Genomic DNA, 9,906 nt, shown 5'->3' on the forward strand with positions numbered 1-9,906 from the left:
GTGGATCTATCGGCGCGGCTTGAGCGGGACTGCAGTTTAGAGATCTTGACCTTTGAGGACCCTGATGGGCGCGATGCCTACCGGCACAGCGCTTCCCACGTAATGGCCCAAGCGGTGAAAAGGCTATATCCAGGTACCAAGCTGGGGATCGGCCCGGCCATTGAGGATGGGTTTTACTACGATTTTGACTGCCCCCAGCGCTTTGGGCCGGAGGACCTGGAAAAAATCGAGGCGGAAATGAAAAAGATAATTGCTGCCGACTATCCCTTCTCCCGGCGGGAAGTCAGCCGCCGGGAGGCGGAGGCCTTTTTTGCCGAGCGGGGGGAGAACTATAAACTGGAGCTCATCCGCGAGCTAGGCCCCGATGAGACCATTAGCCTCTATCAACAGGCAGAGTTTATTGACCTTTGTGCTGGGCCCCATATACCTTCAACCGGGCGATTAAAAGCCGTCAAGCTCACCAGCATAGCCGGGGCGTACTGGCGGGGCGATGAGCGAAATCCCATGCTCCAGCGCATCTACGGCACTGCCTTTAACAAGGCTTCCCAGCTGGAGGAATACTTAAAGCGGATCGAAGAGGCCAAGAAGCGCGATCACCGCAAGCTAGGCCCCCAGTTGGAGTTATTTGGCTTTTCCGAGGAAGGCCCCGGTTTCCCCTTCTTTTACCCCAAGGGTCTGGTTATCTGGAATGAGCTGGTTGACTACTGGCGCAAGGAACACCGGCGCTCTGGCTACCAGGAGATCAAGACCCCCATTATTCTCCGGCGCCAGCTGTGGGAGCGCTCTGGACACTGGGATCACTATCGAGAAAATATGTACTTCACCCAAATCGACGAGCAGGACTATGCCATCAAGCCCATGAATTGCCCGGGGGCCATTCTGGTTTACCGGGCCCAGCAGCATAGCTACCGGGAGCTGCCAATTCGCTTGGCCGAGCTGGGCTTGGTGCACCGCCACGAGCTTTCTGGGGTTCTGCATGGGCTCTTGCGGGTGCGGGCTTTCACCCAGGACGATGCCCACATCTTTATGTTGCCCTCTCAGATTGAGCAGGAGATCCAGGGAGTCATTGAGCTGGTGGACCGGTTCTATTCCACTTTTGGCTTCCCCTACCATGTGGAGCTGTCCACCCGGCCGGAGAACGCCATGGGATCGGAAGCCATCTGGGAGCAGGCCACCGCTGCCTTGGAGCAGAGCCTCAAGGCCATGCACCTGGATTATGTGGTTAATGAGGGAGAGGGGGCCTTTTACGGTCCCAAGATTGATTTTCACCTCCGGGATAGCCTGGGGCGGACCTGGCAATGCGGCACCATTCAGCTCGATTTTCTGATGCCGGAGAAGTTCGACCTCACCTATATCGGCGAGGACGGGGAAAAGCACCGGCCGGTCATGATTCACCGGGTGGTCTTTGGCAGCATCGAACGCTTCATTGGCATCCTTACCGAGCATTATGGTGGCGCCTTTCCGCTGTGGTTGGCTCCGGTGCAGGCGGTGGTAATGCCCATTGCCGACCGGCACTTGCCGTATGCGGAAGCGGTGGCCGCTAAGCTCTTAGATGCTGGTCTTAGGGTGGAGATCGATAAGCGCAACCAGAAGATAGGCTACAAGATCCGGGAGGCCCAGCTGAAGAAGATACCCTACATGCTGGTGGCCGGGGACAAGGAGGTAGACGAGGGTAATATATCCGTACGCCATCGCCGCCTGGGGGACCAAGGCTCGTGGTCCATCGAGCAGTTCATTGCCGAGGCCAAAGCGGCCATCGCCCAAAAGCAATGAAGGGTACGGCCCTAAAATTTCCTTGACGCTCAAGGGCGGGCTATGCTATACTGCCAGCGAAGTAGAAGCCATCCGCTTCTCACCCTATGGCTTTGCCAATAGGGTTCCAAGAGTGCAGGTGCAACTTGGGTATCGCTGACGTTTTGGCGGGTGGTTTCCCGCCTTTTTTAGTGTTTGGGCTTTTCTACTTAGGCTGGAGGTGAAACCAACATTACTAAAGAATTGCGCATCAATGAGGAGATTCGCGCCCGGGAAGTTCGGTTGATCGGTCCGGACGGCCAGCAACTGGGCATAGTACCCCTGCGTGATGCCTTGGCCATGGCTCATGAAAAAGGCCTGGATTTGGTGGAAGTCGCGCCTACTGCCCGGCCCATAGTCTGTAAGATAATGGATTACGGGCGCTACCGGTATGAGCAGAGTAAACGGGAGCGAGAAGCCCGCAAGAAGCAACGGGTAATCAACATCAAAGAAGTCAAGTTGCGATTGGGAATTGAAGAGCACGACTTTCAGGTCAAGGCCAGAAACGCCATGCGGTTTTTGGAGAACGGGGACAAGGTAAAAGTAACCATAATGTTTCGTGGGCGCGAAATTGCTCATGCGCACTTAGGACAGAAGCTATGCGATCGATTGGCCAGCCTAGTGGAGGGGAAGGCCCAAGTGGAAAAGGCTCCTCAGGTGGAAGGCCGCAATATGATCATGATCCTAAGCCCCAAACAAGAGTAAAAGCAGTAGGAGGACTGAATATGCCCAAAATGAAGACTCATCGGGGCGCAGCCAAGCGCTTTCGGATTACCGGAACCAAGAAAATCAAGCGGGCCAAAGCCTTTAAGAGCCACTTGCTGGGGAAGAAGCCGGCTAAGCGCAAGCGAGCGCTCCGGGAGGCCACCCTGGTAAGCAATGCAGATATGAAAAAGCTCAGGAAGCTGCTTCCCTATGCCTAGCAAGTTGGGGCTCGGCATTCGATAATCATAAAAGGAGGAACAACCTATGGCTAGGGTTAAGAGGGGTGTTACCAAACACCGCCGCCATAAAAAGATTCTCAAGCTGGCCAAGGGCTATTATGGAGCCAAATCCAAGCTTTTCCGTCCTGCCAACGAGCAGGTGCTAAAATCCCTGGCTTATGCCTACGCCCACCGCCGCGAAAAGAAGGGCGATTTTCGTAAGCTCTGGATTGCTAGGATCAATGCCGCTGCTCGGGCCAACGGCCTCTCCTATAGCCGGTTCATCAACGGCCTTAAGCTGGCAGGGGTAGAAATCAATCGCAAGATCCTGGCCGATCTGGCCGTAAAAGATACCTCGGCCTTCAACCAGCTGGTAGATGTAGCCAAGGAAAAACTACAAAGCTAGCGGACAGCGTAGGAGGCAAGGCAGAACATGGCTGAGCAACCTGCGTCACAGCGGGGCATCAGCCCGCCGCGGGTCCTGGCCCTAGGATTTGCGGCGGTGATTTTAACTGGTACTTTACTTCTAAGCCTTCCCGTGGCTAGTCGCTCGGGTGTCCCCATCTCTCCGGTGGACGCCCTCTTTACTGCTACCTCGGCCACTTGCGTCACCGGCTTGGTGGTGGTGGACACCGCCAAAGATTATTCTTTATTTGGGCAACTAGTTATCCTAGCCATGATCCAAATCGGCGGGTTGGGCATAATGACCATGTCCACTCTGGTCTTTCTTGCCATTGGCCGGCACATCACCTTTCGGGAACGGCTCCTCATCCAGGAATCCCTAAACCAGATTCGGGTACAGGGGGTAGTGCGGCTGGCCCGGTATGTATTGCTGATCACGGCGGTTATTGAAACGGTGGGGGCCCTAATCCTTACTGTGCGCTGGTCGGGAGAACTAGGCTGGGGGCGAGCCGCTTACTACGGAGTGTTCCACGCCATTTCCGCCTTCTGCAACGCTGGCTTCGATTTATTCTCGGTGAGCCTGGTCAATTACCGGGGAGACATTGCCGTCATATTAGTAATTACCAGTCTGATTATCCTGGGAGGGCTGGGATTTAGCGTTCTCGCCGAAGTGCTCTCGGGCAAACCGCCCTCCCGATTTTCCTTACATACCAAAATGGCCCTCAAGGTGACGGCCGGGCTAATCCTAGCCGGTTTTGTTATGGTGCTGTTGCTGGAAATGCATAATCCCGACACCCTGGGGCAGGAGGGATGGAGGGTAAAGATTCTTTCCTCCTATTTCCATTCAGTTACTCCCCGAACCGCCGGGTTTAATACTTTACCGGTGGGACAGATGCACCCAGCCACGCTGTTTTTGACCTGCATGCTCATGTTTATCGGTGCCTCTCCCGGGGGTACTGGGGGCGGCATCAAGACCACCACCTTTGCCACCATCGGCCTGTTGGTAGCGAGCATCCTGAGGGGAAAACTAGATGTGGAGGTGGGTGGCCGGCGTTTGCCGCCGGAGACCGTCAAACGAGCCATTGCCATTGCTTCCATTTCCATGGGATGGGTCCTGGCGGCTACCACCATGCTGCTCGTAACCGAACCCTTTCCTTTGCTCAATGTCTTGTTTGAAGTGATTTCCGCCTTTGGTACCGTAGGTTTATCTACCGGCATAACCCCCCAACTGTCCCTTGGGGGTAAGATTATTATAATCCTGACCATGTATTTAGGGAGAGTAGGGCCTTTGACCTTGGCGTTTGCTCTGGCCGAGCGCTTCCGTCGCCGGGGCAATCTGCACTTTCCTGAGGAGAACATAATTGTCGGGTAACTGGGGGGAAGGACTTGAAGCAGTTTGCAGTAATTGGGCTGGGGCGGTTTGGATCCAGCGTGGCCCGTACCCTGGCCCAGATGGGGCACGAGGTGCTGGCCATTGACACCTCGGAGGAGAGGGTGGATGCCATCAGCCAGGAGGTCACCCGAGCGGTGCAACTGGATGCCATGGACGAAGATTCCTTGCAGGCAGTAGGCATTCGCAACTTCGATACTGTGGTGGTGGCCATTGGCGAAAACATCCAGGCCAGCATTTTGGTGGCGCTAATTCTCAAGGAGCTAGGGGTCAAACATGTGGTGGTCAAGGCCTCAAATGAACTCCACGGAAAGGTGCTGGAAAAAATCGGGGTGGACAAAGTTATCTACCCGGAGCGGGATATGGGCACCCGCCTGGCCCGCTATCTAGGCAGTAAGCACCTGGTGGATTACCTGGATTTATCTCCGGATTACAGCATTGTCGAAGTAGAGGTTGATGAGCGCATGGCCGGCAAGACCTTGGCGCAATTGGATCTTCGGGCCCGGAAAGGCTTGAGCGTGGTGGCCATTCGCCGGGGAGCCAACATAATCATGGGCCCTGGTGGCGATGACGCGGTTCAGCGGGGGGACATTTTAGTAGTTATAGGCGGAAAGCGAGATTTGGAGAAGCTTGAAAGTGGGCGTTGAGGCTGGGGTAATCACTTCCCTAGATAACCCCAAGGTTAAGCTGGCCCGCTCCTTAAAATCCAGGCGGGGGCGCGAGAAGGCGGGCCGGTTTTTGCTCGAGGGCCCCAAGTTCATTGCTGAAGGGCTGGACTACGGGTGGCCCATCCAGTACGTTTTGGTAGCCGAGGCTAAGCTTGCCGCTTACGGGCAACTGCTGGAGCGGCTAGAGGCTAGTGGGATACCCATGGTCAGAGTCCGGGACGGGATTTTTAATGTGCTTAGCGATACCGTCCATTCCCAAGGTTTAATAGCAGTGGCAAATAAAAGCAGGGCCAGCTGGGACTCGCTGGTGGCCCATGGCCGGCCCAGCTTGGTGGTAATTGGGGATCGGCTCCAGGACCCCGGCAATTTAGGCACCATTATCCGGACGGCGGCGGCAGTGGGAGCCGATGCTCTGATCCTCACTTCTGGCAGCTGCGATCCCTTCAACGAAAAATGCGTTCGGGCTAGCGCCGGAGCGGTGCTTCGGCTTCCCATCGTCGAGGGCGAAAAGGAAGAAGAGCTTGCGGGTAAGCTCAGCCGGGCTGGGTTAGGGCTGGCCATAAGTGCGCCCCAGGCAAAAGGCGCCCTGCCCCCCTGGGGGGTAGATCTTTTGAGGCCAACCGCTTTGGTGCTGGGCAATGAAGGCCAGGGAGTTAGTCCCTACCTTATGGGCCGGGCCGAGGTTACCATCGGCATTCCTCTGGCCGAGGGGTTAGAATCCCTAAACGTGGCCACGGCGGCGTCCATGATCCTCTATGAGGCCTGGCGCCAGCGCCATTTGGCGCCGGCGCCAGATCCTTCCCATGCGGCTGGTTGCACCGCTTGAAACGGCTATGTTATAATTTCGTTAGGCCTCCATTACATTCCGGGAAAGGTTGTGGTACCATGCTCCTGCCAGCCGATTTTTTTTGGCGCATTTTTGAAAGGACGGGTTCTATCGCAGCCTATATAATTTACCGGAGGCTTGTATTGCAGTAAGTACTGAAAAGGTTGAAGATAAAAAGGCGAGGAACGGGAGAGTACTATGGGGGCGGTCCACCAGGGAGGTGGCGCCGGAGACTGGAAGCGCCGCTAGGGCCAACCATGGGAAGTTCACCCGGGAGCTGCCGGCTGAAATCCAGTGGGTTTTCCGTGGCGGGAGAGTAGGCCGAGCCGCGTCCTCTGGCGTTAGCAGAGGGGATGTCAGGATAGAAGAGGGAGTCCAGGTAAAGCTTCTGGGCTAAGCAGGGTGGTACCGCGGAAGTAAGCTTTCGCCCCTAGGGCGAAGGCTTTTTTGTTTATTCAGGAGCGTTAGGTGGCTCCGGGCAGGATTACGGAGCGAAGGAACAGCGCCCCAGCTGGAAATATACGTTTCTTGAAGGAGGCCAAAGAGTGAGGGAAAGGCTTGAAGAGTTGAAAAGGCGGGCCCTGGAGGATACGCGGTCCGCTCAGGATAGCGAGCAGCTGAATCAAGTGCGCATCCGCTATTTGGGCAAGAAAGGCGAGCTCACCGCCATCCTGCGGGGCATGGGGAAGCTTGCGCCCGAAGATCGCCCGGTGGTGGGTCGGGAGGCCAACCGGATTCGGGATGAGATCGAGGCCGAGCTAGAGCATCGACAAAGGGAGCTTGAAGCCCAAGAGCTCAGCCGGAGGCTGGAAGCCGAGGCTATTGACGTTACTTTGCCCGGCTACCCGGTACAGCCCGGGCGAGCCCACCCCATCAGCCAGGTACTGGAGCGGGTGGAGGAAATTTTCTTGGGGATGGGGTTTGAAGTTTTCGAAGGCCCGGAGGTAGAGTTTGACTATTATAACTTCGAGGCCCTCAATATTCCTCCCGAGCATCCGGCTCGGGACATGCAGGATTCATTCTACTTTACTTCCAACATTCTACTCAGGACCCATACTTCTCCGGGGCAGATCCGGGTGATGCAGAAGATGGCCCCCCGCTTGCCGGTACGGGTGATCATCCCCGGCAAGGTATACCGGCGCGATGATGACGCCACCCACTCGCCCATGTTCCACCAGGTAGAGGGGCTGCTGGTGGATGAGGGGATTACCTTTGGCAACCTCAAGGGCACCCTCTTGGCCTTTGCCCGGCAAATGTTTGGTCCTGGCCAGCAAATTCGGCTCCGGCCCAGCTATTTTCCCTTCACTGAACCTAGCGCCGAGGTGGATATTTCCTGCATCATTTGCGGGGGCACCGGTTGCCGTACCTGCGGCAATAGCGGTTGGCTGGAGATTCTGGGAGCGGGCATGGTCCACCCCCAGGTGTTGGCTAACGGCGGCTACGATCCCGAACGGGTGAGCGGTTTTGCCTTCGGCATGGGCATCGAGCGCATTGCCATGCTAAAATATGGCATTGACGATCTGCGTTTATTCTTTGAAAACGACTTGCGCTTCCTAGCCCAGTTCTAAGGACTACCGCCCCGGTGCCCGGCACTCCCGAGGCACGTATAGTGCGGATCCCAAGCTCGGGTCAGTCAGTTGAGTGCTGGGCGCTGAAGGGTGAGGAGGAGCCATTATGGATCGCTGGCGAGGCCAGTCTTTCGCCGGCGCCGGCGCACTGGCATGGGAAACGTTTCGGAAGCATTTTTCCGAGGGAGGAGTTATAGACCTTGCGAGTTGCTTATAACTGGCTAAAAGAACTAGTGGATTTCGAGCTCACCCCCAAGGAGCTGGCCGACCAGCTGACCATGCTGGGGTTAGATGTGGAAGGGCTTGAACCCTATCCGGATTGGAGCCAAGGAGTCATAGTAGGTGAGATTATTCAAGACCTGCCCCATCCCCAATCCGATTACTTACGGGTGATCCGGGTGGATGTGGGCCAAGGGAACATCCTGCAGATAGTCACCGGTGCCCCTAACGTAGCGGTGGGGCGGAAGGTGGCGGTGGCCACGGCGGGCACCATCCTCCCCGGCAACCGGGTTATTGAGGCTGCTAGCTTTCGGGGCGTAGAGTCCCAGGGCATGGTATGTTCGGCGGAAGAATTAAACCTTGACCCCGCCACCCGGCCGGAGGCGGAGCGGGGCGGGATTATGATTTTACCTACCGACGCCCCCTTGGGGGCTCGGGTGGCCCAGCTGCTCGATTTGGAAGATACTATCCTAGAGATAGATCTTACTCCCAACCGGGCTGACTGCCAGGGCGTGATCAACGTAGCCCGGGAGGTAGCAGCTTTGGTTGGCGCTCAGGTCAAGTTGCCGCCGGTGTTATCTGAGCAGGTCGGGCTAGAACGGAAGCTGCCGGTCCGGGTGGAAATCAAGGATGCCGACCTTTGCCCCCGCTATGTGGCCCGGGTGATCCAGGAAGTCAAAATCGGCCCCTCGCCGGCTTGGCTGGCGGAGCGGCTCACTAGCTATGGCATCCGCCCCATCAACAACATTGTCGACGTGACCAACTACGTGATGCTGGAGTACAACCAGCCCCTGCACGCCTTTGACTACGATACCCTGACTGGAGCACACATCATTGTTCGCCGCGCCTACCCGGGGGAAAAAATGGTTACCCTGGACCATGTGGAGCGGGATCTGGACCAGGATATGCTCTTAATCACTGACCCCCAGGGGGCGATAGCCGTTGCCGGGGTTATGGGCGGCTTAAATACCGAGGTGACCGAGGGTACCCGAACTGTGTTATTGGAGTCAGCCTATTTTAACCCTACCAGCATCAGGAGGACTTCGCGGCAGCTGGGGCTCAGGTCAGAGGCTTCCATGCGCTTTGAACGGGGGATTGATCCTCTGGGGCAGGTGGAAGCAGTCAATCGAGCTGCTTGGCTGATCGAACATATAGGAGCCGGCAAGGCCCAGCAAGGCGTGATCGATGTCTGTCCTCAACCCATTCCCCGGTTAGAGCTGGAGTTGCGGGTGGAGCGGGCCAATCAAATCCTGGGCACCGATATCCCGGCCGAAGAGATGCGTACCCTGCTTGGCCGGCTGGGCATGGAATGCCGCTTTCGGAGGGAGGGAGTGCTGGCCGTCAACGTTCCTTCTTACCGCCCCGACATTGAAAGGGAGGTTGACCTCATCGAGGAGGTGGGCCGGCTTTACGGGTACCATCGCATTCCTACCACCTTGCCGGTAGCTTCGGCCCTGGCAGCCCAGAGATCCAGAAGCCAGAGCCTGCGCCGCCAGTGTCGCCAGCTTCTGATTGCCGCCGGCCTCTACGAGGTAAATACTCTCAGTTTCATCAGTCCTACTGCTTTCGACCGGATGCGGCTTCCCCGAGATGACCGGCGGCGGCAAGGGTTGCGGCTGGCCAATCCCTTGCGGGAAGAAGCTTCCATGATGCGGACCACCCTGTTGCCAGGGCTGTTGGCGGTGGCGGAGCGGAATGCCACCCGGGGGATGCAGGATATTGCTGTTTTCGAGATGGGGACGGTTTTCTGGCCTACCCCTGCGAAGGATGCCTTGCCTGATGAAAAGCTCCAGGTGGCTTTGCTGGCTTGTGGTACTGCCCATCGCGGCTGGGCCTGGGGTGGGGTAGAGCGGGATTTTTATTTCTTGAAGGGCGTGGTAGAGGCTCTGTTGGGATCCTTGGGTATTGAAGGGGTCCGGTTTGTGCCTTTCCGGGATGGCTACCTCTTGCACCCGGGGCGGGCATGCCAGGTGAAGATAAACGACCAAGCCGCTGGCTTTTTGGGCGAGCTCCACCCGGAAGTGGCAGCCAACTATGAGCTAAAAGAGAGGGTAGTAGTAGGGGAGCTGGATTGGGAGAGCCTAGAAACCCACGCCGCCGAGGTCAAGCGCTACTTGCC

At 57.1% G+C, this 9,906-nt stretch carries 9 protein-coding genes; all 9 read left to right on the plus strand.

Annotated elements, in window-relative coordinates:
• Positions 1 to 1,773 (plus strand): threonine--tRNA ligase (gene thrS / locus H5U02_11740; protein MBC7343090.1); only part of this gene is annotated, 1,773 nt, incomplete at its 5' end.
• 210 nt (positions 1,774 to 1,983) lie between these two features.
• Positions 1,984 to 2,496, plus strand: a complete 513-nt coding sequence (locus H5U02_11745; protein ID MBC7343091.1) for a translation initiation factor IF-3 — start codon at positions 1,984 to 1,986, stop codon at positions 2,494 to 2,496.
• Positions 2,497 to 2,516: 20 nt separating this feature from the next.
• Positions 2,517 to 2,714: a 50S ribosomal protein L35 gene (rpmI, locus tag H5U02_11750; GenBank protein MBC7343092.1), complete on the plus strand. Its 198-nt coding sequence runs from the start codon at positions 2,517 to 2,519 to the stop codon at positions 2,712 to 2,714.
• A gap of 46 nt (positions 2,715 to 2,760) precedes the next feature.
• On the plus strand, positions 2,761 to 3,120 hold the full coding sequence (rplT, locus tag H5U02_11755) for a 50S ribosomal protein L20 (GenBank protein ID MBC7343093.1): 360 nt from the start codon (positions 2,761 to 2,763) through the stop codon (positions 3,118 to 3,120).
• 27 nt (positions 3,121 to 3,147) lie between these two features.
• Complete coding sequence (locus tag H5U02_11760; protein MBC7343094.1) at positions 3,148 to 4,488, plus strand: Trk family potassium uptake protein; 1,341 nt, start codon at positions 3,148 to 3,150, stop codon at positions 4,486 to 4,488.
• Between the two features lie 14 nt (positions 4,489 to 4,502).
• Positions 4,503 to 5,153, plus strand: coding sequence for a TrkA family potassium uptake protein (locus tag H5U02_11765; protein MBC7343095.1), 651 nt, complete (start codon positions 4,503 to 4,505; stop codon positions 5,151 to 5,153).
• Positions 5,143 to 6,000: an RNA methyltransferase gene (locus H5U02_11770; GenBank protein ID MBC7343096.1), complete on the plus strand. Its 858-nt coding sequence runs from the start codon at positions 5,143 to 5,145 to the stop codon at positions 5,998 to 6,000. The genes H5U02_11765 and H5U02_11770 overlap by 11 nt, the downstream gene beginning before the upstream one ends.
• Before the next feature lie 545 nt (positions 6,001 to 6,545).
• Positions 6,546 to 7,568, plus strand: coding sequence for a phenylalanine--tRNA ligase subunit alpha (gene pheS, locus H5U02_11775; protein MBC7343097.1), 1,023 nt, complete (start codon positions 6,546 to 6,548; stop codon positions 7,566 to 7,568).
• A 200-nt stretch (positions 7,569 to 7,768) separates the two neighbouring features.
• On the plus strand, positions 7,769 to 9,906 hold a 2,138-nt coding region (locus H5U02_11780; protein MBC7343098.1), incomplete at its 3' end, for a phenylalanine--tRNA ligase subunit beta.

It is taken from the genome of Clostridia bacterium, from assembly GCA_014360065.1.
GTDB lineage: Bacteria > Bacillota > DSM-521 > Neomoorellales > JACIYF01 > JACIYF01.